Genomic DNA, 22979 nt, shown 5'->3' on the forward strand with positions numbered 1-22979 from the left:
ATCTCAAGGAGGCGTTTTAAATGGCTAAAGAACTGAAATTTAGTGAAGAAGGCCGCCGTGCCATGCTGCGCGGTGTTGATACACTGGCAGATGCGGTTAAAGTAACATTGGGACCAAAAGGCCGTAATGTTGTATTGGATAAAAAATTTGGTTCACCATTAATCACCAATGATGGTGTAACGATTGCCAAAGAAATCGAACTGGAAGATAATTTTGAAAATATGGGTGCACAACTCGTATCCGAAGTGGCATCGAAAACAAACGATGTTGCCGGTGATGGAACAACAACGGCGACCGTCCTTGCACAGGCTATGATCCGTGAAGGCTTGAAAAACGTGGCATCCGGTGCTAACCCGGTTGGTGTCCGCCGCGGTATCGAACAAGCCGTTGAAGCAACTGTTAACGAATTGAAAGGTATTTCTGAGCCGATTGAAGGCAGAGAATCCATTTCCCAGGTTGCAGCTATCTCCTCAGATGATGATCAAGTCGGCAACCTGATTGCTGAAGCGATGGAACGTGTCGGCAATGATGGTGTTATTACCATCGAAGAATCAAAAGGCTTCAACACTGAGCTGGAAGTTGTCGAAGGTATGCAATTCGACCGTGGGTATGCTTCCCCATACATGGTAACCGACCAGGATAAAATGGAAGCTGAATTGGAAGATCCATACGTTCTGATTACGGATAAGAAAATCGGCAACATCCAGGAAGTATTGCCTGTGCTGGAGCAGGTCGTTCAACAAGGCAAGCCGATTTTGATCATTGCCGAAGATGTTGAAGGTGAAGCTCTTGCAACACTGGTTGTCAACAAACTGCGCGGCACATTCAACGCAGTAGCTGTTAAAGCACCAGGATTCGGTGACCGCCGTAAAGCCATGCTTGAAGACATTGCAACGATGACCGGCGCTGAAGTCATCACAGAAGATCTTGGTCTTGAGCTGAAGAACGCAACAATGGAACAACTTGGCCGTGCCAACAAAATTGTTGTAACGAAAGACAACACAACTATTGTTGAGGGTGCCGGTAACCCTGAGGCAATCACTCAGCGTGTTTCACAGGTCCGTGCACAAGCTGAAGAAACAACTTCTGACTTTGACAAAGAAAAACTGCAGGAACGCCTTGCGAAAATGGCAGGCGGCGTAGCAGTCATTAAGGTCGGTGCAGCAACTGAAACCGAATTGAAAGAACGCAAACTTCGCATTGAGGATGCGCTAAACTCGACACGCGCTGCGGTTGAGGAAGGGCTTGTTTCCGGCGGTGGAACAGCATATATCAATGCTCTGGCTAAAATCGGTGCACTCAATCTGACTGGTGATGAAGCAACAGGTGCGAACATTGTGCTGCGTGCACTTGAAGAACCAATCCGTCAGATCGCACACAACTCCGGCCTTGAAGGTTCCATCGTTGTTGAGCGTCTGAAAGGTGAGGACCTCGGTATTGGCTTCAACGCGTCAAACGGCGAATGGGTTAATATGGTTGACGCCGGAATCGTCGACCCGACAAAAGTTACTCGTTCAGCACTGCAAAACGCAGCTTCCGTTTCAGCGATGTTCCTGACAACCGAAGCAGTCGTAGCTGACCACCCTGAAGAAAATGATGGTGGCGGCGGTGCACCTGACATGGGTGGCATGGGCGGTATGGGCGGCATGATGTAAGAGAAGCCTATAAACGCTGGTATAACAACGTTCACAGGCTTTTAATGCTGTCCATGTTCATGTTTTTGTTCATGTTTTGATGCTATTTGATTAGAGAGGTTTTCCATTAAGTTACTGAACTTATTGGAAGCCTCTTTTTTAATGTTTCTCGTCATGTGAGCGTAAATATCCATAGTAGTCTGTATATCAGAATGACCAAGCCTTTCCTGTATTTCTTTAATATGCACGTTGGCTTCAATCAGTAAGGACGTGTGAGTATGTCTAAACGAATGTAGGGTAAGGTGCTTTTTATTGCTCGTTTTCTTTAACAGTCGCTGCATACGGATTGATATATGTTTGATGGTTTTAGGGTATCCTTCATTCGTTGTAAAAATAAAGCCATAATCATGGTAAAATGGCGCATTGTCACGTTTTAATTTATCCTGTTTAAGCTTATGTTCCCGTAGTAAGTCAATCACAATACTGTCTATGGATATGGTACGGATAGATCCTTCAGTTTTAGGTGTTAGAAGCTGGTATTTTAGCTTGTTATTGTTAGGATTGTAATATGTCCTGATTATCCGTAATGTGTGGTTATCGAAATCAATATCAGACCATTTCAGAGCAATCATTTCACCAATACGCAAGCCTGTGTAAGCCAGCAGGGTAAATGTAAGCAGATCACCTTCTAATCCTTCATGTTTTGCCGCGGTAAGAAATTCTTCCAATTCTTCTTTTTCGAGAAATTTATCCTGAATAGCATCACCTTTTTCAAGATCAGATACAGTCTTTTTCTTTTTAGGCAGTTTAATATCTTGTGTCGGTACGTCTTTAATCAGTTTAATTTCTTTGGCATACTGAAAAACCATGTTGGCCGATGTGTGTATGCTTGAAATGTAATTTTCGCTTAGATTTTTAGCCAGTTTATCTATGGTATCCTGATATGTTTTTTTATTTATTCGTTGAATGGGAACTTCCCCAAACTCATTTCTAATATGTTTTAACGCAATTTTCCTCGCCCTTAAACTACTTTCTTTTGCCCCTTGTGAAATATAATGTTTTTCCCAGTCATCACACAAAACACTAAATGTTATCTTTGAAGGTTGAACGTATTCATTATTATGGTATTGTCTTTCAAATAAAGCAGCAGCAAGTTGGACGTCTTTTTTAGTGTTGAATCCCTGACTGACTTTTTTGTTTATCCTTACCGGTTACTGGTCTTTAACCGGCATAGGCACGATAAGCCCATTTTTTACCGCGTTTATAATGTATGCCATTTAATCACCCTTCTTTTTTACGTTTTCATAACTTTTCGAGATATAAGCCTCAATAACATGTATAATTTTTTTATCTCGTCGCGTAAGCTAGGATATAATTTTTAATCTGATTTGACTCTTCCTCTGAGTTTATGTTGTATCACGACATAACTCAATATCTTTTTGAGTTAGTAACATTTCAAAGTCAAAATAGGGCTTTCGATGGTTCAGCCTTTAATGCACCTTTTTAGTTAAAATTATTTTGCTAGGTACAATCGATCATTCATTGACTTTTCCATTTTATATCAAAATCATATGAAATCTTTGGAACCTTTGGAAACATTCCATAATTCATTTTCGTCCATTCTTTCAACCAGTGGCATATTCAGCTATCATTTTCTTGATAGTTACTATACATTGAACTACTAGTTATCTAAAAATATGCGATGAAAATATAACTTGTTCCGAAGGGTATTTTATTTCCGTTTCTATTTGACTAAGATAGCAGTAACCTGTACCTCTCCAATCATTCAGAGTCATGTTTAATTTCCCTTTGTTCTTTAATCAATTTACTTACAGGATATTTCATAGTTCCCATTACCTTTTTTTATTCATATAATATCACAATATAGACATGTACAATAAATAAAACATGAAAATAATAGAGTGTTTTAATAATAGTACATGTATGGTAATATTTCAATCGGAGCTGTCAAGGGGAGGAAATGTTCGTTCAAATTGACGAAAAACAAATAAATACATGCTTGAAAGCCATTAATGAAAAGTGAAGGAATTAGCTTCATTATTTCATTGACCTCAAGAATTAGCTGAATACCTAAACATCAGTAAGCCAGTATCGAGGACAGACTTATCAAAACGGTTTACGTTATTACAAGGTGGGGAGTAAGTCTATTTAAAGAGAAGTTGACCAATTCCTGGATGATATGACAGCCAGCATGACAGCACACAAATGATCTAAATTCTTTACAAATACAGGTAGTATATATAAAGACCATGCAATCAACGAACTAAAGAACGTACACAAACTACAATAGATCTAAATCAAGGATATTACCAGGAGATTCAGTCGACGCATTTGATGATATCCTATTACAATATTGAGTTCGAGGGGTGCCGGCTTTTATTCACCGGCATGCGTTTAACCTGAGTAAAGAAGAAATGAACCGTGTCACCGTAACGGGAAGAAAGCGATTAGTCTGCGTGGTGCGCCGGTAATATAAACGGATCGTTCGATTATCGTTTTATTATTGTGAAAATGTGGTATGATATATACCCATCCTTGATAGGGGATTGGCGGTATCTAATCTTAAAAAAATAGCCCTTACCCATCTGCTGAATAGGGGGGCTATTTTTCGTTGCAAAGGGTTCGTGAGATTAAAACATTGTCGCTTTGTTTTATGATCGTTGTTATTCCAAAAATCAGTAATAATAACTGAAAGTTTGCTTGCACTATCTTTATTCAATTCGTGTCCTGCATCTTGTATAATTACTGAACGAGCACCTTTGATATATTTACTTAAATGTCTTGAGGCACGTTTATTTGCGAAATCCTTTTCTCCACATACAATTAAAGAATCGCATTGTATGTCCGCTAATTTTCCGGAGAAATCCAATTGCTTCATAGATTTTGCTAATCCAATGAATTTTTTCTTATCAGTACCCATTTTAAGGAATACAGATTTTAGGTATTAACATAAACATGAAGTTTCTGTAATTGGTTAGTAAGCAGCCTTTGGCATTTTAATTATGCGCACAATTAAAAACTAAAGATTAACTTTGTCTGGTCTGTTAATGGCGTAGTTAAGTGATAAAATGGCACCCAAAGAAAATACCGCCATAGATTATGGGTCCTTTAAACTTTCACTACTCATGGAATAATTGATTATAGTTGTTATAAGTAGATCGCTTGTACAAGAAGGGAGAATAAATCAGGCATGATGCGTTTGAATTTAAATCCAAATTATCAATGGTTTTATTCCAACTTGAGAAATCTTGACCAAGTCCATGAATAAATACATAATCCATTTTGAACACTCTCCGTCATTAATTAAATTAATGCCTTTATTCTACCATAACAAGCCAAGTTCAATTGAGGTAATCGGTCCGTTACGAGGGCGCTTTTTTTAATAAAGGGTAGCGCTCATCTTGCATATACGGGCAACGCTCGACAAGTTCTGCTATAAGCGCTTCGAAGCTTGAAAAGCAGGGGATTACTTAGCGTCAAATCCTAACTTTACAATTGAGGATGGGAATGACGGAACCATGTTTCCTGAAACCATCCCGTCAATAAATCCTGCATGCGTCAAGGCTGACAGGCTTTGGGGTATGAAGCACAGATGATTCGGCAGAACGAAAGCTACAGCCACTCCTTCGGAGCAAGCAATCACACAGTAAGTCACAGAAAAAGAAGGGATTGTTGCTAAAAAATCGTTCATTCATTTTATATGAAAGCGTTTTCTTTTGTTCCTGCTTTGTTCCTTACAAGGGCAAAAAGTTCCTTTTTAAGGCTGAAAAGTTCCTATTTCTAAGAGCTATTGCATGTATGCAAGTAATTTTTTGTAAAAAGTGATAGATCGGTAACGCGAACTTATGTGCTGCATTGCATGTATGCAAGTAATTTGTTCCTGCTTACCCCCCGAATGTTCCTCGATGGTCCTGGTTTATTTTTCAAAAAGGAACGTATAAATCCCTTTACATCAAGGGGTCACGCGATCGTGTTCCTTGGTTCCTCCTTTTTTTAATGAAAAACTATAAATAAAAATATATATACATACGTGTCACGCGTATAAAGTTTTCTCGAAAAAACCAGGAACAGAGGAACTTTTTGCATTTGAAGTGTATTTTCGGATGCTATTTACGGCTGCGGTTTAAATAACTTCCGAAACAATTCATCGATTTTCTTCTGTGACTCTACTCTTTACCGTTAAAGACTTCAGAGAGACTTTCTGTGCATCTTTTAGAGATTGTGAGGGTTGGTTGTTCAGTGGATACGATAACGCCCTCACAATCCGTTATTTGTATTCTTGCTAGATGCTAAAAACTTGAAGCCATTTATAAAAAATCGAGTTGGAGAGGGTGACTAATCCTTGGCCTCTCACACCACCGTACGTACGGTTCCGTATACGGCGGTTTTATCTAAGTTCAACGCACGTGCGCATCCCGGCAAGATCTATTTAATCGAAGACGGTGCGTTTATGATTCCGATCATAGCGGGCGCGCCGGTGATTTTACAAAAACGAATTTACCCCGTGTAATTTTTGCGGAAATGTGGTATTCTATGAATAGCTACCACTGTGGCCGTCGATACCCATTCTCTTGGAGATTGGCGTTATCTTATTCCTAAGAAAAAATAGCCCTTATCCCGCTGTGAACAGGGGGGCTATTTTTTTGTGTTCAAAGCTTCTTTTATCATTTACTGGATACCTCTTGCCGATAAAGTTTTCTCGCAAAAACCAGGAACAGAGGAACTTTTTTTGAATTTGAGAGACTTTCGGCCATAATTTGCGATTGTGGTGTTGAATATTTCCGCAGTTTATCTCTGTGACCTTCCTCGTTACCGTTTAAACCTTCAGAGAGACTGACTGTGTGTCTTTTAGAAATTCGTGTAGGATTAATCCAGCGAATACGAAAACGTCTTTACGGTCCGTTATTTGCTTTCTGAAGACCAGTCTTTGTCAGACACTTGGAACCCTGGATCATTTATAAAAAAACTCCGAGCCCTTATGTAGGGTCCGGATGTTGGAATAGTGTTACGGTGTCGTTGTAGGCGATTGATTTTTGATTAAGCTTCGTCGCCTCGTTCAGCGTGCGGCGACTTCATAAGTAAGCAATCACACAATAATGAATCTCAGAAAAATTGGGGACTACCTAATATATAATGGTTCATTCATCTTTTAATGAATACTCTTAGTTTTGTTCCTTTTGAGGACGGCAGACTGGAAATAAAAGTAGCATTCACCACAGAAGCAAGAATAAAGACATCATGGACAGGAATACAAATTATCGGATTTTCACCGACGAAGGACGAAAATAGAAAGAAAAGAACCGGGCCGTACTTTGCCCGGTTTTTCTCAGTTGTTTTGATTTCTATGGTGAAATTAAGAAAGCATGCGGCAGGTAAGCTTGCATGGTAAATCCTCCTTAAAGGGAGGTGTACTCCTAGGTGAATAGAAAGACGCGCAGAAAAAAGAGCCGATAGTCAGTCAGTTCTTTTTCGCACTTCCAAGTGAATCACGCATGTTTTCTTTACACTTTTAATCTAAACCAAAGTAAAGCATCTGTCAATAAGGAATATGCTCGTATGCAAAAAATTGTGGTTTAAAAATAAAGTTTGATAATTTATAATAAGGTTTGATTATTTTGAATAGAACCCGATAATTGATAAAAAAGTTTGATACAATTGCTGTGTTGAATTATTCCGGAATCGGGCCATTTAATTGAACAAAAGAAGATAACGTTACATATCAAAGGTGAAAAATGGGGATACCTAAAGAATAACATAAGCTAGACACTGGAGGGACTCCTGTGGAACCTAAAAAGAATGTCAAATTAACATCGGCAGAAATTACTCATCTTTGGACAGCATACATGAATGATACTGCATTGATATGTCAGTTAAAATACTTTTTAGCAAAAGTTGAGGATGAGGAAATAAGACCTGTTATCCAACATACCATAGATGTTACCAATGGACATATTGAAACATTAACAGGTATTTTCAACAAAGAAAATTATCCTATTCCTTATGGTTTTAAAATGGATGAGGATGTAGACATAACTGCTCCAAGACTTTATGCTGATACTGTTTTCTAGGCTACCTTCATAATGTGGGGCAAATTGCTTCACAGGCATACAGCATAAGTTTTAGCTTATCAACTAGAGCAGATATTTATAGGTATTTTGCTGAATGTCATAAAGAAATGACAGAAATTACTAGACAAGCAAAGGAATTGTTATTATCCAAAGGGCTGTATGACAGACCCCCTACTCTTGAAACCCCTGAAAGTTATGATTTTGTAAAAAGCCAAAGTTTCCTTACTGGTTATTTTGGAGAAAGGAGACCTTTGGCAGGTACAGAAATAACAAATCTATTTGCTAACTTCCAAAGAAATGCTTTTGGTACAGTCACTATAATTGGATTCAGTCAGGTTGCAAAGTCAAAAGAGGTAAGAAAACTTCTTGTAAGGGGCAAGGAAATTTCTCAAAAACATTGTGAGGTATTTGGCTCAATCATGAAAGAAGATGACATTCCTGTACCTATGACAACTGATACTGGAGTCACAGACTCAACTACCTATACCTTTTCAGATAAGCTAATAATGTTCTACACCACATCTTTAATTGCATTGAGTTCAGGTTATTATGGTACAAGCATGTCTTTGAGTCCTAGAAGGGATTTAGGTGAAAAATATAGCAGGTTAATCTTAGAAATACTTAAATATTCTGAGGATGGAGCAAACATCATGATTAAGAATGGCTAGAGCATTAGACAGGGATGAGTTAGCCAAGAAAAAATAACTGTGAAAACAGCCGCATTCTTTCGACGAAAGAGTGCGGTTTTTCGGATGTAAAAAGGAAATAACTCTATTTGCTCTTTGTCACCATTATCTTGAATAACCGCCAGTATGAGCTAGCCAAAAATTTCGATTTCGTGTAAAAATTAAATGTAGGGTATTGCAATTAATCATCAACGATCCCTCAAGAGGGTTTATCAGGAATGATATCAAGTTAACATCTTTATCTAATCTTTACATCGTTATGCTATCTTTTTATAGGTGCTAACCTTTTAGACATTGCGAGGGAGACAAATGCAAAAAACAGTATTAATTGTAGAAGATGAAGACATTTTACGTGAAGTTGTTAAGGATTATTTATTAGATGCAGGATATGAAGTATTAGAAGCAGTAGATGGAAATGAAGCTTTAGCTATTTTTGAAGAACATGACATACATTTAATTATTCTGGATATTATGTTGCCGGAGTTAGATGGATGGTCCGTTTGCAGAAAAATACGCAAAACTTCCAATGTGGCGATTATTATGTTGACAGCACGTGCGGATGAAGATGATACACTGCTAGGTTTTGAATTAGGTGCTGATGATTATGTCACAAAGCCATACAGCCCGCCAATTTTGCTGGCCAGAGTAAAACGATTAATTGATAGCCGCTATGCCCGGGCAGGTAAGTTACCTGATGAAGATACGTTAATCAGTAATGGTATCTGTGTCCACTTCCCTACACGAACAGTGACAGTAGATGGGGAAAGTATCACTTTGACATACACGGAGTTTGAAATATTAACCTATTTAATGCAAAATCAAGGGATTATTATTACAAGGGAACAACTTATCACTAAAGTATGGGGTTATGAATTTGATGGTGATGATCGCACAATCAATAGTCACATCCGTAATTTGCGGTATAAGTTAGGCACTAAAGCAAATTGTATTGTCACGGTTATTCGAGCTGGCTATAAATTTGAGGGAATAACATGAAAAAAGGCATTGTATTAAAATTATTTTTGCTGACAACATTATTGTGCATACTCATTTTGGCAACGATTTATATTGGACAAACTGTATTTTTTAAGCAATATTATGCAACCCAAAAGGTAAATGACATTAAAACGAGTATTGAATCTTTTAAGAAGGAATACCTGAAGGCCGGGGAAAATGTACAGGCAATTAAAAGGCTGGAGCAGGATTTCTACCAGGAACATTCGACGTGGATTACAACGTTGGATAGTGCAGGAAATATTAAATACACAAATGACTTTTCTGTGAAAGTTCATTCAGATACTTCTCTGAATAAAGAGCTCGCCAACCGCGATATTACCATCTCTTTGTACAGTTTTATCGGTTTAGAAGATTTAGAAAGGGTCAAGTTTGATTTAGAACAAGGAAAGCGTATTATGATTGATGGGGTAATGAAAGATGATACAATAGTTCCTGCCATTTTAACCAGACGGAACACGAATTTTGTATTAGAGAATAAGCTGCTGTCGGAAGAGTTATATGGAAACAGCACTAAAACAGAACCCGCTGAAATAGAACCTTCACCAGCAGGAGGGTCGCGGATATATTTAACGGGAAAAATTAAGAAATTACAATTACCTGCAGAATCCGTACGTTCAACTATTTACACAAATCGTGTGTTTATCGAACAAATCAAACAATTTCAAGTGAATCTGCTATTTAATGATAATTATAATGGCCATGCGAAAACAATGGACTATGAGCAAAATGATATTAACTACAAAATATTAATCAGACCGATAAAAGATGTGAATGGTGAAATGGCTTATATTTTTTCTATGACGTCATTACAGCCAATTGATGAAGCTGTACAAATGTTGGAAGACTATTATGTATACTTAATTATATTTGTTCTGCTCCTGATTGTTCTGGTTTCCTTCTATTATTCAAAAAAAATCGCCAACCCATTGCTGCAAATAAACGATACGACAAGCAAGATTGCCAATTTGGACTTTTCCGAGACCATACCTGTCAGGTCAAAGGATGAAATTGGTGCGTTATCACACAATATTAATAGCCTCTCGACCACGCTGCATTCGCATATTAATGAATTGCAGGAGGATATCGAGAAGGAAAAACAACTGGAACATACACGTAAAGAATTTATTTCCGGTGTGTCACATGAATTAAAGACACCTTTAAGTATATTGAAGAGCTGTATCTCCATTTTAGAAGATGGTGTTGCTAAGGATAAAAGAGATTATTATTTTAACGCAATGGCTAAAGAAGTCGATAAAATGGATATGCTCATTGTTGATATGCTCGAATTGGCAAAATTTGAATCCGGCACGTACAAAATGGAAATGGATGTCTTCTATATTGATCAGGTTATCGAGCATATTTGCGAACAATTAGCTTTAGACATCGCTAACAAGCAATTACATGTTCATAAACACCTATCCGGGACAAAAATTGTTGCAAATCAGCATCGGATTGAACAAGTGATTACGAACTTTATTACCAATGCGATTCGTTACACACCGAAAAATAAAAACATTAGGATTTCCACGATAGAAGAGCAGGATCGTGTAAAAGTAAGTGTGGAAAATAACGGGACTCATATTGTAGAAGAACATTTAGAGAAAATATGGGATCGTTTTTATCGTGGTGATACGTCTCGCGGGCGTTCGGAAGGAAGTACGGGCTTAGGGCTTGCTATTTCAAAAAATATTTTAGAACTTCATGGTGTGGCGTATGGGGTAACGAATACAGAAGAAGGCGTGTTGTTTTACTTCTATTTGAATAAAAAAGAGTAGATATTTTTATTAAGAATGTAAGCCATCCGTTCAATGGGTTTGAACAGATGGCTTTTTTTGTGCGGAATCTCCGCAAAGCCGATTTTATCCAGTCGCGAAATTTTTATACGATATTGACCTTATCTGCACTTAATCTTTACATCTGTCTATTAATCTTTATAACGTACAAAGATGCTTTGAAAAAGAAAGGATAGATGAAAGATGGTATTTCAACAGAAAAACGGGAGAAATCACAGGACACGTAATATGTTGGTTGTGACATTGCTCATATTTCCAATCTTGATTTTATCGGCTTGCTCCGGCAATTCCGACAACAACAATAATGCTAAGGACAGCAGTAATAACAGTAAAAACAAAAATACAGCTTTTAAGGTGGTAATCGATCCGGGACATGGCGGTGAAGATAACGGGGCAACAGGCGCCAGCGGCCAATATGAAAAGAGTTTTACGTTAAGTTTGGCAAAAAAAGTGGAAAAACTGTTGGAGCAGGAATCGGAAATGGAAGTTTTCATGACGAGAACAGATGACAGCTTTATTTCGCAGGAAAGCCGCTACAGACCAAAATATGCCAATAAACTGAATGCGGATGTATTTGTATCTATTCACGGCAACACGTTTTCCAATCCGAGTGTTTCAGGCACCGAAACATTTTACTACCACAATAATTCCCGCCAGTTTGCTCAGATTTTACAGAAACATGTGGTTAAATCTACCGGATTCAGGGATAGAGGAATCAAGAAGAAAGATCTGTTCGTTGTAAGGGATACGGAAATGCCGGCAGCTTTGATTGAAGTAGGTTACCTGACGAATCCCTCGGACGAGTCCGAAATGCGTACGGACGATCTTCAATCACGTGTCGCCGCTTCAATTGTTGAAGGGATTAAAGAGTACAAAGAACAGTCGGATGAACAAGGCTTTTTAAATGGGGTGTTTTAAGGTCAGGACTAAAAATCAATACAGCAATATATAGCTCAACTTGCCATCCAATTTTCTGACGTTAAAGTCACTAAATTGGATGGCTTTTTACATTTCATCCAATCTTTAGCTCAAATCCATTTCATCTTCATTTCGTCTTTATCCCACTTTATTATTCTATCTACAGATTAAAAAATGGAATAGAGGTCTTTACATGAAAAAGCTTATACTATTTATTTTCCTTGGCTGTTTGGTTGTTTTTTATGCCTGTAGTAAAGATTTAGAACCTAATGACAAAACAGCTGAGTTATATTTGGAATATAAAAATTCACCAGGAGCTGAGTTACATCCGGAATATAAAGATTTACCAGATTCCCGAAAAACAAAATCAGATAAGTCAGAGGCGAATAATGGATCCGTTTCTCCAAATGTAGAAAAGACTGTTTATTTAACCTTTGATGACGGTCCTACTTCAGCAACAACAGATATTTTAGATACTTTACACCAATTCAATGCTAAAGCAACATTTTTCATGCTGGAACCTTCTATGAGGGAATCACCAGAAGTTGTAGACAAAATCGTAGAGCAAGGTCATGCTGTGGGTTTACATGGTGTGACCCACGACATAAACCACTTTTATAAATCTGAACAGTCTGCTCTTAAAGAACTAACTACCGCACAGGAGACACTTCAACAAATTACAGGAGTCAGGTCCAATTTGATTCGGACACCTTATGGCAGTGTTCCGTATTTAACTAAATCATATCGGGAGGTTTTAGACAGCAATGGTTTTAAATTGTGGGATTGGAATGTTGACAGCAGGGATTGGTCCTTATCCAGTGACCAATATTTAGATACGGTGATTGGACAAATAGAAGAATTAGTAAATGCAGGAGTGACGCCAATTATTCTTATGCATGATAAACAAAATACAGCTGATCACTTGTCTATTCTATTAACCTATCTATCGGAACATGGATTTCAAACTAAAAAAATTGAAGAAAACACGCAACCATATAACTTTAACTGTTATCAACGTTGTCATCGAATATCCACACAGCAGTAGGATAAACAAGAATTGAAGGGGAGGGTTAAGTGAGTCTCCCCCAGCACATCGCTACTCGTATATTGGGTATTTTTGCACAACCCCTCGAAAAGTTCGATTCAGAATATTTTATACAGTGTCAAATTACCTGCAATCCTTTTGCCATATTTCAAAATAACTTATGTTGTATTTATGAAACGTAAAAAGCACTGTTAACAGCATCTTTCAAAAAGTACACCTTTTGAAAGGACGCTTATTAAGTTCAAGCCACACAAGCTTTACAGTCTTATTCCACCATTTCGAGGGGAATTGCAAAAACACCCAGATTTGTCTCTTTCATTTGAGGAAGACAGGGACGTATTATTAGACTTTATAAACGGTAATTTGAAGTAGTTCATATGAGAAATGGTTTCTTCCACTAATACCAGCTAATAGTTGTCAACAACTCGGTCTAAAAATGTTTTTAAAAACATGTTACACTAAAATCGAGCATACCAAAAAGCCTTACCGCTGATCCGATAAGGTTTCAGAATGTTCTGAATTCAATTGGCCTATGATTGATCTACAAAGACTTCCTTACGTTTTAACATGGCGTGGATCCAGTGAACGAGTTTATTGGCACAGGCAATCACAGCGACCTTGTGTGGCTTGCCCTCGTTTCTTTTGCGATCATAAAAGGCTATAAGTTTCTTGTTTCGGTTCTTGGCTAGACCGCATTGCACAGCCGAATAAAGCGCCTGACGCAGCCTTGATGATCCTCTTTTGGTGATGCGGTTGATCGATGCTTTATATTTACCTGACTCGAAAACACTTGGATCTAGTCCCGCGTAGGCAGTCAAGTTCTTGGGAAAAGGGAACTGATCAATATCCCCCATCTCGGAGGTGATTGTCGCTGCAAGCTTATCTCCAATCCCATGAATGGACTGGATCAATCCATAGTCCTCAAAAGTCGTGGCCAGGGCATCTATCTCTTTTTTCAGCTTGGATAGGTGCTCCTGGTATTGAAAAAGCATTTGAATGTACATCTGCAGGCTGACGATATGACCATGACAGACGGGATGCTGAAAGGGATTACGGTCCGCCGCAGCCTTTAAATGAGCTGCTTTATCCAAAAACCATGCATAGGAACGTTTCGCCCCGAATTGACGCATCTTGTCTGCTAACGCTTGTTGCGAGACCTTTTGGATATCCGGAGCAGTCGGATAATGCAGTAAAGTATTTAACGAAAGGTCGCCACAAAGATCACTGAAAACCCCATGATATTCCGGGAAAATATGGTCCACAGCAGCCTGAAACTGAAAACTTAATTTCAACATAGCTATCCGTCAAAGCGCCGTGCTGCCTGGTTAATTGCCGCAGGTTCAGGTATTGCTGGTTTTTCCGCTGATAAGCTTCCAGATCTTCTTTGTAATATAACTCCCCAAGATGGAAGGCATCAATTTTGTCCGTTTTCACCTTACGCAGACTCGTTTTTTTTGGCCTCATAAGAAACCACTGGATTGATCAAATAATACGTTATAGCCTGATCCTCCAGAAATTGAAGCACAGGCTCATGATAGTGCCCGATGGATTCAAAGATGACAGCCGGAGACTGACCGGAAACCTGTTCCACTTCCTGATAAAATTGATAAAAAGCGTGAAGGCCTTGTAGATCGTGTTCAAATTTAAAGCTTTTCTTGTATGGTTTTTTCCTTTGTAAAAAGGCTTGGACCTGGCTTTCTCCTTTTGCGACATCCAGGCCGATGACAGGATTCATAGTAATCACAACTCCCTTAATATATTCGCCGGTACGCCCCTGACATCACTTGTAGTTTCATAGTTTCGCTTGTTATGCGGGATCGCGTCCCAACCAGCCTCAAATATGTTTCTACAAGGAGGGGGTGGACTGTATTACGGACGGGATCGATGTCCCACGGGCCAGATCGTCCTACCCCGGCTAACTCAAGGATAAAACCTATTAAAAATAGGTCAACCAGTTCAATGACCGGCTGACCATATAATACGATCGGGCCAGATTGTTGAATAAGCCTTATAAGCTATGGTCGAAAAAATCCTAATAAATAAAACCGTCTTTCGTTAAAATCAACAATATAAGAATTTTGTGAAGAATCCGTATAATTCTCTCTGACCTATTCGTTATACATATGAAAGAAATAAAGGGGGTCTTACCTTGGATGAACAGAAAATTAATCAATTAATTGAGCACTCACGGGAATTTCAGAAAGAATTTGAAGCCGTCATTGCTGACCTGGGCAAGGAACTATGGAACTATTGCCGCTATTTAACGGGATCTCCCTGGGATGGTGAGGATCTATATCAGGAAACCATGCTAAAGACCATGGGAAGTTTGTATCAACGCTGGCATATAACGAACCTCAAATCTTATCTTTATCGCATTGCGACGAATACATGGATTGATTATTGTCGCAAAGAAAACCGAAAGCTTGGAACGTTGTCTGAATCGGATGAACCTACAGCAGATTTTTCTGATAATCTTGATCTCGAAGATGCCTTGAAACAGCTGTTTTACCTTTTCACACCAAGGCAGACCGCTGTCTTTTTGTTAAAAGAAATCTTTCAATTTAAGGCAGACGAAGTGGCAAGCATGGTAAAAACAACACCTGGTGCTGTGTATGCTACAACTAGAAGAATGAAGAATAAACTAAAAAATGAGTCATCGAGACCAAGTTCAAAAACGGAACCTGTTGGGAGTCAAAATAAGGTCATCCAACTTTATTTGAAGGCATTAACCCAAGGTGATGTGGAAGGAATGCTTGCATTGTTCAGCGACCAGCCTCATTATGAAGCTTCCCTCGGTTTTCTGGAAACCACGAAGGATGAAATTAGAAATGGGTCGTTACAATTTGGATTGCCAGGCCACAAAGCAAAGCAATACTATTTATGGGGAAAGCCAGTCATTGTCGTATTTTCAGATTCAAAAGATGGTCCACTCATCCATGATATTCAGTACCATGAGGTCGAAAACGGGAAAATTGTGCTAAGCAGAAGCTATTTTTTTAGGAAAGAATTAATCTTTGCCGCATCAAAGGAGTTAGGATTTGCGCCTCAGCTCTATAAACCGCCTTTGAATTGGGAGAAGGCACAATTATAAAAGGACAGAATGTAGTATTTTTAATGTGAACATCTAACAAAAACAACTCATGGATCTTTCTTTGATTAAGGGTAATGTTACCAAAATTGTTAAAGAAACGGGCACATTTATGGAATAAAAGTTGTACCAGAATTGGGCCATATTGTTGAATAATTTTATTAACATCTGGGGGGATAAATGACTGAACACAAAAATAATAATTTATTTAATAAGGATGATGTTTATGAGAGATTATTATTCAAATATATATTGGCATTTTACGGGTGGACCTAAGGTGGATTGGGAGTTCGTTAGTTCCCCAAAGGATCTCTGGAATCAACCGACTAAAAGTTCACAGGAATCCTTTAATATTTTAACATCAATTTTATCATCAAAAAAATTAATTGGAAATAGCACCGAAAAGGTCTCTTCAACCGAGTCAACGGAAAAATTTTGTTGTGTTTGTGATATTCCATTGAAGTATTTAGACAACCACAAAAGGTATTATGGGGATGTTGCCATAGGATTTAGGGCGAAATCCATACACCCAAAATTCAATCCTGTTCTGTATATAGATATAGAAAATGCTCCTTTAATCTTCAGTGATCGAAAAATAGACCCTGATAAAACATTTAATGAAAATTCACCAGCTGGGGAATTCTTAGATTATATTTTAGGATTGGATAAAGAGAGTCTTGGCTCCTTATCTAGTTTTATAAAGAATACCAAATTTAGCGAAAGTGATGAGGAATCATTTTATGGGGAAAGGGAATGGCGCTGTTTAGGTGACTTTCATTTTAAAGAAGATGATGTAGAAGTCATTATTTTACCAGACAGGTTTAAAAGTGATTTAGAAAACTTTTTAGCTGAAAATGGACTGAATCTGAATTGGGTTACAATTTTATCATGGGAATTAATATACAAATTGTGAAACCTTGCGATTATCCTGCAAATACCTCATGGTAGTTGTACTAGATGTATAAAGACTGAAAAAGGGGGCATTTCATGGAAGAACAAATTATTAAAGGTGTGGTGGCTATAGTAGTAGCTATCATAGGTATCTTTGCAGGTGGCAAGTGGTATTTTAACAAAAGAAAAATCACTCAAAAAAATGGTGAGAACCAAATTGCTATACAGGATTCTGATAATAATGAAGTGAATGTGGGTGAAAAAGATGAGTACAAAAAAGAAAATTAGTCAAAAAGATGCAGATGTACAAGTTGCCATACAGGATTCTGATAATGCTCAGGTTAAAATAATTAACAGTCCTATTGATTATCTTGAGGACCTACTTCATTCTGGAAATCTTGAAGAAGCTGCTCAATTTTTGGGCAGGATTCATAGGCTATCTGAAAGTGCACATCCAGTCAACCCACACTATATTTTTAAACCTGTTTCTATTGGAAAGAAGACTGTTTTTGATCATGTTCCTGTAAATGAACAAGTCTCAAAAGATTACCCTTTAAAATACAAAGCCAACTTTACAATAGTTGATCAAAAGTATTCAGGGGAAACAAAAACATTTGATGAAATATTAGAGAAAGCCACTATTAATCAAGATGAAATTGAAATAAATATGAAGGATATAGAAACTTGGATTGGGGACATGAAAATTGATGATGAAGGTACATTGATGAGGGAGGCTGTAAAAAGTGCGAAGTGGAAAATTATGCCTCAAGAATTGCCCCCTCCAATGAAAATTAAGATTGTAAAAGAAGATGATGTTGATGATATTACAATCATTGATTATATTGAACTTTCTTTAAGTGATATTGATAATGAAAGTAATGTGATAGTTTTTGATAACTCTAAGCAAGCCTCATCTCCTCACCTTGTAACAGTAACAATAAACAAAGGTTCTTTTGATAAACAAAAAACCAAAGGCAAACTTATGGAAGCTGATTCAAAGGTCAATATTTCAATTAAGGAAGAACATCAGGGTAATGTAAATGCAATCTATAAACTAGATATATTTGTTTTGAATACTTTAAGGAGTCAAAATTTTAGACTTGTAAACTTAGAGACTGGGGAAGATTTTGTTGTATTAAAAAATTATAATATTAATAAGGAGGCTTCCATTTCAAAGTTAGAAGAGGAATTAGTCTTTTTAAAAAAGTTAATTAAAATTGAAAAGTACTTTAATGTTAATTTCTCTATATCTGAAAAAATAGAAGCTGATGATCATGAATGTGTAGAAATATTGTGCTCAATAATTGAAGATAGATCATTAAAAGGAACATTTGATGAGCTAAATTTAGAATGTCATTCAAGGGAAAGCCTTGATGGTTTAATACGTTATGAAAAACAAGAAAAATTTTGGTTTATGATAACACAATCAGTAGTTATTGAATTATTTGGACAAACCATTACAGGAATTGAATCAAGAAAAGAATTTAATAATGTATGCTTAAAAGACCCTGAAAAGGCGAAAAGAAAATATGCTGATATGGAAGATGGTGAGACTGTAAAATTAAAATTTGTCCCTGGCTCCAATAATCAATTAACTAAAACATTTAAATATGTAAACGATGAAGGGTAATTATGGGTGGAGAAAACGTTCTAGTATAGACACTCAAACCAGCCATCCAAACATCACTTCGAGATTATTCATAAACATTTAAAGAAACAGATAATATAGGTAAATTTATGACGTTTTGAAAAAGGTGATCTTTCAAATGAAATGCAAGAATTAATACTTAAGGCAATCAAACAAGGTTTCACTCCATTAATTAAACATAATGATCCTGATACGCTTGATTTTAATCCACGTTCAAAAGATGATTCATGGATGATTGTTTGGTATTCTACTGATGAAGAAAAAGTACTCAAGGCTTTAGCTAAATTTTTCATTGTGATTTTGTAAACATACCTTATAGTGACGCTGACTTTCACATATGTTAGTTCTGTCACCAACCGCATTAGGTTATTGATTATGAAAAGATAAGGAGGAAGATAAATGAAAGATGAATTAGTAAGTTATAGGGTAGGTGGATGGTGTTATTATGGAATTAACATTACACAAAATCCCGCATTTAAGGAAACAGATAATGTAGGTAAATTTATGACGTTTGGAAAAGGTGATATTTCAAATGAAACGCAAAAAATAATACTTAAAGCAATCAATCAAGGGATAACGCCATTAATTAAACATCCCGATCCTGACCTGCAAGATTTTAATCCATATTCAATAGATGATTCAAAAGATGACTGGGTGATAATTTGGTATTCCACTGATGAAGAAAAGCCCCTAAAGGGTTTAGCAAAATTTTTAATTGATCATGGACTAGTGAGAAAAACCAAAAACGGTAAATACTATAATATTTCATTTAAATATGACAAACAAACCCAAAAAGGCGAATATGGAGAGCAATTTAGGCCTTCCATTTCCTTAAATAATTTGATGGATTTGAATACCGGGCAATTCTATTAAAATATATAGGGAAAATGAATGGGTTATAGAAAACAAAGCCATTGATCTAAAAATAGATGTTCCATGTAAATAATGTTATTCCTGAAAAGGGCGCTTATCAGGAATAAGTGTTAGTGCCTAAACCGAATACCAAGAACCTGTTTTATCAATTTTTTAAAGCGGGTTCTTTTTTTGTACCGAATTGGAGTTTGTGGATCATATTTAATCCAACCTTTTAAAATTTGCAAATTTACCAAAATGCTATTGACTCTTACCCGTACGTTAGAGTTTAAACTTCTATCATAATAACATTTAGTGAGTGAGCATCCTAATCATGATGAGCTTTATTCAAATGTTGTGAAGAAAAAAGGGGTGAAGATATGAAAATGAGAAAATATTGGTGGTTAGGGTTTTTAGGTCTTTTAGGCATCCCTAACCTGCTGAATTTTATACAAGGTGAATCATATAACTATCTCATGTTTTTATGGTTTCTTTGGTTTCTTGATTTTGTTCCCATCAAAAACGATAAAAAAACACCACCCTGATAATCCAAAGCATCGTTGGTACTTAACCTGTATAATTCGAATTAATGTTGGAGGTTTATAATGAAAAGTATTGGAAACGTTGCAAAGGAAATAAATTTAACCATTCGAACACTTAGATTTTATGATGAAATCGATTTATTAAAGCCATCTTATGTTGCGGATTCAGGTTATCGTTATTACTCAAAAAGAGATGTTCTGAAGCTGCAACGTATTATAGCGTTGAAATCGCTGGGTTTTCATTTACATCAAATTAAATCGATAATGCATCAAAATAAATGGGAAGGTGTTTTTGAAGAACAGCTGGCAATCATCACAAAGGAACAAGAGTGGTTGGCTTATCAAGAACAATTGATGCGACTATGTCTGCACCTTTCTCTCATTGAACAAGATATTAGTTGGGAGACCATTTTTCAATACCAGGAGAAAATGACACATGATCAGGAACAGGAGATTACTAAGTTTTATAAAAATCAATTTGACAACCGCGAAATCGAAATATTGAGCAATCCAGCTTTAGATATAGGTTCACAAGAATCCAGTGAGTTGGTCGAAATATTAAGTATCGCAAGGGAACAAAGAGATGATGATCCGAATTCCCTGAAGTCTCAAAATTTGGCCAGACGCTTGAAGGGATTTCTCGATCACACATTTGATGGGGATTCTAAGCTTATCAACAAGTTATGGGATGTTCAGAAACATGCCGCTAAGGATGCAGGACTTATTACCTTAGAGGGGGACCTCATTCAATATATTGATGATATTATGGATATTTACGTAGCCAAACTGAAGGAAAAGAATCAATGATTGAATTCATTATTGATTATAAATGGTACTTTTTTATTGCAGGAGAAATCATATTTTGGGGCAGTCTTATTGGATTCTTGATGTTGAGATATGCTTTTAATTTAGAGAAGTTAAGCAAATACGCAATTGTTCTTTGGCTAGCCAGTGATCTTTGGCTGGTTACAATTGGCATACTAGACTATATGCGGAGTGGAACTTTCGATCGTTTTCAAATCATCATTGTGATTTTTGTGATCTACGCATTAACTGCTGGAAAAAAGGACTTCAGAAGGTTGGATCGATGGATTCAAAGAAAAATAGCTCGATTAAAAGGGGATGAAGTATCGGAAATCGATGGTGGATCCGAACGGCATCTATACGGGAAGGAACATGCAAAATCAGAGAGAAAAAAATTTTATGGGCATTTTCTTATCTTTGTCGCTATCCACGTCGGTTTTATCTTTTTTTTGGGATATCATCCGTCTTCTCTGGTTGAGTTGATCCACAATCTCGACGCAATCGATAAGGACGATTCTTTAAAACAAGTAACGAAACTGATTAGCGGGACAAGTGGAATAAGTGCGATTTGGACATTAATCTTAGTCATTGACTTTTTATGGACCTTTTCCTATACGATTTGGCCCAAAAAGGTAAAGAAAAATCAATAATTTATGCGGGAAAAAGATTTTTGCTCGGCACGAATTTTTAATGTATCCAACGAAGGTATAAAACCTTCCTTTAGCATTGGTACAACAATGTATTGGTAAAGCTACTTCTTTTTAACGATATGAAAATAAGGTGCGTCAATAAGTCTGGGGGAGTTTGATATTGAGAAGGATTCGGCTTTTGGACATTTTACGGGGATTTGCGATAATAGGGACATTGGGAACGAATATCTGGATTTTTGCCAATGCAGGTAAGATTACATCCCTTTTCGGCGATGGTATCCCGTGGTGGGATTCGTGGGATACTTTTCTTTCGGCTGTGATAGCTGTATTCATTAATGGAAAATTGCTCGGTTTGTTGACGATTATGTTTGGAGTCGGTTTAGAAATTAAATACCAAAAAGCGCAGCGTAACGGAAACACTTGGCCAGGGCTATATTTATGGTCCATGCTTCTTCTCTTTGTGGACGGACTGCTGCATTATTTTTTCGTATTTGAATACGACGTACTCATGAGCTATGCGGTTACCGCCGTTTTTGTTTCTTTTATCGTCAATCATGGTACTCGTTGGATAAAAGCGGCGATGTGGATATCAGGATTGATCCACCTAATCCTTGTCAGTTTTTTGTTTCTACTGTTTATTAATGATCGGTTTTCTCAGGGTGGTTTTGCACACGAAACAACGAGTGTTTACTTATACGGCTCCTATCTAGAACAAATCATTTTCCGGATGGATCATTTTTGGATTCTCAGGAGTGAAGCCATTTTTATTTTGCCGATGAATGTATTCTTGTTTTTATCCGGAGTTCTGTTGATGAGGTCGAAGGTGTTTTCTCCAAGTGAACATGGTAAGGTCATTCGTAGAAGGTTATTGAAGTGGGGATTGTTTGTCGGATTACCCTTAAACATGCTCTATCTTGTTCCAAACGATATGTTTAACTGGCCGGTAAGATATTTGTTTGCACCGGTACTATCACTCGCTTATGTTGCCATCATCGGATGGTTTCAAGAGAACGGAAAGCTTACTTTCGTTTTCGCATACTTGGAGAAAATCGGAAAAATGGCCTTAAGTTGTTACATGCTCCAAAATATTTTGGCTTCCATTGTGTTTTACGGCTGGGGGCTTAGTTTTGGCAATAAATTGAACAGCATTGAAGTTATTGCGGTATGGATAGGTATAAGCTTAATTCTTGCCGGATTTGCCTCATTATGGTTCAAACGATTTCAAAGCGGTCCTGTTGAATTTGTTTGGAAACGGTTATCCGTTTTTCCAATGGATAAGAAAGCTATTCAAGCTCCAACAAAAACTGAAAAATTTTGATAAG

The 22979-nt window shown here is 37.2% G+C and carries 19 protein-coding genes and 1 pseudogene; 17 read left to right on the top strand and 3 right to left on the bottom strand.

Annotation, left to right across the window (positions count from 1 at the left end):
* The first annotated feature begins 20 nt into the window (after positions 1 to 20).
* On the top strand, positions 21 to 1655 hold the full coding sequence (gene groL, locus Len3610_RS18335; RefSeq protein ID WP_176449206.1) for a chaperonin GroEL: 1635 nt from the start codon (positions 21 to 23) through the stop codon (positions 1653 to 1655).
* 41 nt (positions 1656 to 1696) lie between these two features.
* Here the strand turns inward: groL and Len3610_RS18340 are convergent, their stop codons facing one another.
* Entirely contained in the window at positions 1697 to 2713 is a 1017-nt protein-coding gene (locus Len3610_RS18340) for a tyrosine-type recombinase/integrase (RefSeq protein WP_255259680.1), read from the bottom strand.
* A gap of 1442 nt (positions 2714 to 4155) precedes the next feature.
* Positions 4156 to 4575, bottom strand: a complete 420-nt coding sequence (locus Len3610_RS18345) for an alpha/beta fold hydrolase (protein WP_176449207.1) — start codon at positions 4573 to 4575, stop codon at positions 4156 to 4158.
* A 2860-nt stretch (positions 4576 to 7435) separates the two neighbouring features.
* Between Len3610_RS18345 and Len3610_RS21975 the strand changes: the two genes are divergently transcribed.
* The 6 genes from Len3610_RS21975 to Len3610_RS18370 all read left to right on the top strand — a co-directional run bounded on the left by Len3610_RS21975 (position 7436) and on the right by Len3610_RS18370 (position 13182).
* Positions 7436 to 7723, top strand: a complete 288-nt coding sequence (locus Len3610_RS21975) for a DUF3231 family protein (protein ID WP_369693606.1) — start codon at positions 7436 to 7438, stop codon at positions 7721 to 7723.
* A gap of 14 nt (positions 7724 to 7737) precedes the next feature.
* The gene (locus tag Len3610_RS18350; RefSeq protein ID WP_369693607.1) at positions 7738 to 8391 is read left to right on the top strand and encodes a DUF3231 family protein; all 654 of its coding nucleotides are present in this window, start codon (positions 7738 to 7740) and stop codon (positions 8389 to 8391) included.
* 327 nt (positions 8392 to 8718) lie between these two features.
* Entirely contained in the window at positions 8719 to 9405 is a 687-nt protein-coding gene (locus Len3610_RS18355; RefSeq protein WP_176449208.1) for a response regulator transcription factor, read from the top strand.
* Positions 9402 to 11201, top strand: a complete 1800-nt coding sequence (locus Len3610_RS18360; protein ID WP_176449209.1) for a sensor histidine kinase — start codon at positions 9402 to 9404, stop codon at positions 11199 to 11201. The genes Len3610_RS18355 and Len3610_RS18360 overlap by 4 nt, the downstream gene beginning before the upstream one ends.
* Positions 11202 to 11402: 201 nt before the next feature.
* Complete coding sequence (locus Len3610_RS18365; protein WP_176449210.1) at positions 11403 to 12137, top strand: N-acetylmuramoyl-L-alanine amidase family protein; 735 nt, start codon at positions 11403 to 11405, stop codon at positions 12135 to 12137.
* Between the two features lie 193 nt (positions 12138 to 12330).
* The gene (locus Len3610_RS18370; protein WP_176449211.1) at positions 12331 to 13182 is read left to right on the top strand and encodes a polysaccharide deacetylase family protein; all 852 of its coding nucleotides are present in this window, start codon (positions 12331 to 12333) and stop codon (positions 13180 to 13182) included.
* A gap of 530 nt (positions 13183 to 13712) precedes the next feature.
* On the opposite strand, the pseudogene Len3610_RS18375 reads toward Len3610_RS18370, so the two are convergent.
* Positions 13713 to 14917 (bottom strand): annotated as a pseudogene (locus Len3610_RS18375) (IS110 family transposase).
* Between the two features lie 414 nt (positions 14918 to 15331).
* Here Len3610_RS18375 and Len3610_RS18380 point away from each other — a divergent pair.
* The 10 genes from Len3610_RS18380 (at position 15332) to Len3610_RS18425 (ending at position 22975) form a co-directional block, all read left to right on the top strand.
* Positions 15332 to 16273, top strand: coding sequence for an RNA polymerase sigma factor (locus tag Len3610_RS18380; RefSeq protein ID WP_255259681.1), 942 nt, complete (start codon positions 15332 to 15334; stop codon positions 16271 to 16273).
* 223 nt (positions 16274 to 16496) lie between these two features.
* Positions 16497 to 17183 (top strand): abortive infection system antitoxin AbiGi family protein, encoded by a 687-nt coding sequence (locus Len3610_RS18385; protein ID WP_010530511.1) that lies wholly within the window; start codon positions 16497 to 16499, stop codon positions 17181 to 17183.
* A 74-nt stretch (positions 17184 to 17257) separates the two neighbouring features.
* The gene (locus Len3610_RS18390) at positions 17258 to 17449 is read left to right on the top strand and encodes a hypothetical protein (RefSeq protein WP_010530512.1); all 192 of its coding nucleotides are present in this window, start codon (positions 17258 to 17260) and stop codon (positions 17447 to 17449) included.
* Positions 17427 to 18791, top strand: a complete 1365-nt coding sequence (locus tag Len3610_RS18395) for a hypothetical protein (protein ID WP_176449212.1) — start codon at positions 17427 to 17429, stop codon at positions 18789 to 18791. Before Len3610_RS18390 ends, Len3610_RS18395 begins: the two co-directional genes overlap by 23 nt.
* Before the next feature lie 141 nt (positions 18792 to 18932).
* Complete coding sequence (locus Len3610_RS18400) at positions 18933 to 19115, top strand: hypothetical protein (RefSeq protein WP_010530514.1); 183 nt, start codon at positions 18933 to 18935, stop codon at positions 19113 to 19115.
* 93 nt (positions 19116 to 19208) lie between these two features.
* Positions 19209 to 19682, top strand: a complete 474-nt coding sequence (locus Len3610_RS18405; RefSeq protein ID WP_010530515.1) for a hypothetical protein — start codon at positions 19209 to 19211, stop codon at positions 19680 to 19682.
* Positions 19683 to 20041: 359 nt separating this feature from the next.
* Entirely contained in the window at positions 20042 to 20206 is a 165-nt protein-coding gene (locus Len3610_RS18410; protein WP_176449213.1) for a DUF3796 domain-containing protein, read from the top strand.
* Between the two features lie 60 nt (positions 20207 to 20266).
* Positions 20267 to 21010 carry a MerR family transcriptional regulator gene (locus Len3610_RS18415; RefSeq protein ID WP_176449214.1) on the top strand — a complete coding sequence of 248 codons (744 nt, stop codon included), beginning with the start codon at positions 20267 to 20269 and terminating at the stop codon, positions 21008 to 21010.
* Positions 21007 to 21657, top strand: a complete 651-nt coding sequence (locus tag Len3610_RS18420) for a hypothetical protein (RefSeq protein WP_176449215.1) — start codon at positions 21007 to 21009, stop codon at positions 21655 to 21657. The genes Len3610_RS18415 and Len3610_RS18420 overlap by 4 nt, the downstream gene beginning before the upstream one ends.
* Before the next feature lie 352 nt (positions 21658 to 22009).
* Positions 22010 to 22975 (top strand): DUF418 domain-containing protein, encoded by a 966-nt coding sequence (locus Len3610_RS18425; protein WP_255259682.1) that lies wholly within the window; start codon positions 22010 to 22012, stop codon positions 22973 to 22975.
* The last annotated feature ends 4 nt before the right edge of the window (positions 22976 to 22979 follow it).

Origin of the sequence: Lentibacillus sp. CBA3610 (assembly GCF_013373365.1) — a bacterium.
GTDB lineage: Bacteria > Bacillota > Bacilli > Bacillales > Amphibacillaceae > Lentibacillus.

Coding starts and splice junctions, on each gene's coding strand:
- Len3610_RS18360 (WP_176449209.1), top strand. CDS start 9,402: ATGAAAAAAGGCATTGTATTAAAATTATTTTTGCTGACAACATTATTG.
- Len3610_RS18370 (WP_176449211.1), top strand. CDS start 12,331: ATGAAAAAGCTTATACTATTTATTTTCCTTGGCTGTTTGGTTGTTTTT.
- groL (WP_176449206.1), top strand. CDS start 21: ATGGCTAAAGAACTGAAATTTAGTGAAGAAGGCCGCCGTGCCATGCTG.
- Len3610_RS18345 (WP_176449207.1), bottom strand. CDS start 4,575: ATGGGTACTGATAAGAAAAAATTCATTGGATTAGCAAAATCTATGAAG.
- Len3610_RS18420 (WP_176449215.1), top strand. CDS start 21,007: ATGATTGAATTCATTATTGATTATAAATGGTACTTTTTTATTGCAGGA.
- Len3610_RS18385 (WP_010530511.1), top strand. CDS start 16,497: ATGAGAGATTATTATTCAAATATATATTGGCATTTTACGGGTGGACCT.
- Len3610_RS18415 (WP_176449214.1), top strand. CDS start 20,267: ATGAAAAGTATTGGAAACGTTGCAAAGGAAATAAATTTAACCATTCGA.
- Len3610_RS18355 (WP_176449208.1), top strand. CDS start 8,719: ATGCAAAAAACAGTATTAATTGTAGAAGATGAAGACATTTTACGTGAA.
- Len3610_RS18365 (WP_176449210.1), top strand. CDS start 11,403: ATGGTATTTCAACAGAAAAACGGGAGAAATCACAGGACACGTAATATG.
- Len3610_RS18400 (WP_010530514.1), top strand. CDS start 18,933: ATGCAAGAATTAATACTTAAGGCAATCAAACAAGGTTTCACTCCATTA.
- Len3610_RS18410 (WP_176449213.1), top strand. CDS start 20,042: ATGAAAATGAGAAAATATTGGTGGTTAGGGTTTTTAGGTCTTTTAGGC.
- Len3610_RS18405 (WP_010530515.1), top strand. CDS start 19,209: ATGAAAGATGAATTAGTAAGTTATAGGGTAGGTGGATGGTGTTATTAT.
- Len3610_RS18395 (WP_176449212.1), top strand. CDS start 17,427: ATGAGTACAAAAAAGAAAATTAGTCAAAAAGATGCAGATGTACAAGTT.
- Len3610_RS18390 (WP_010530512.1), top strand. CDS start 17,258: ATGGAAGAACAAATTATTAAAGGTGTGGTGGCTATAGTAGTAGCTATC.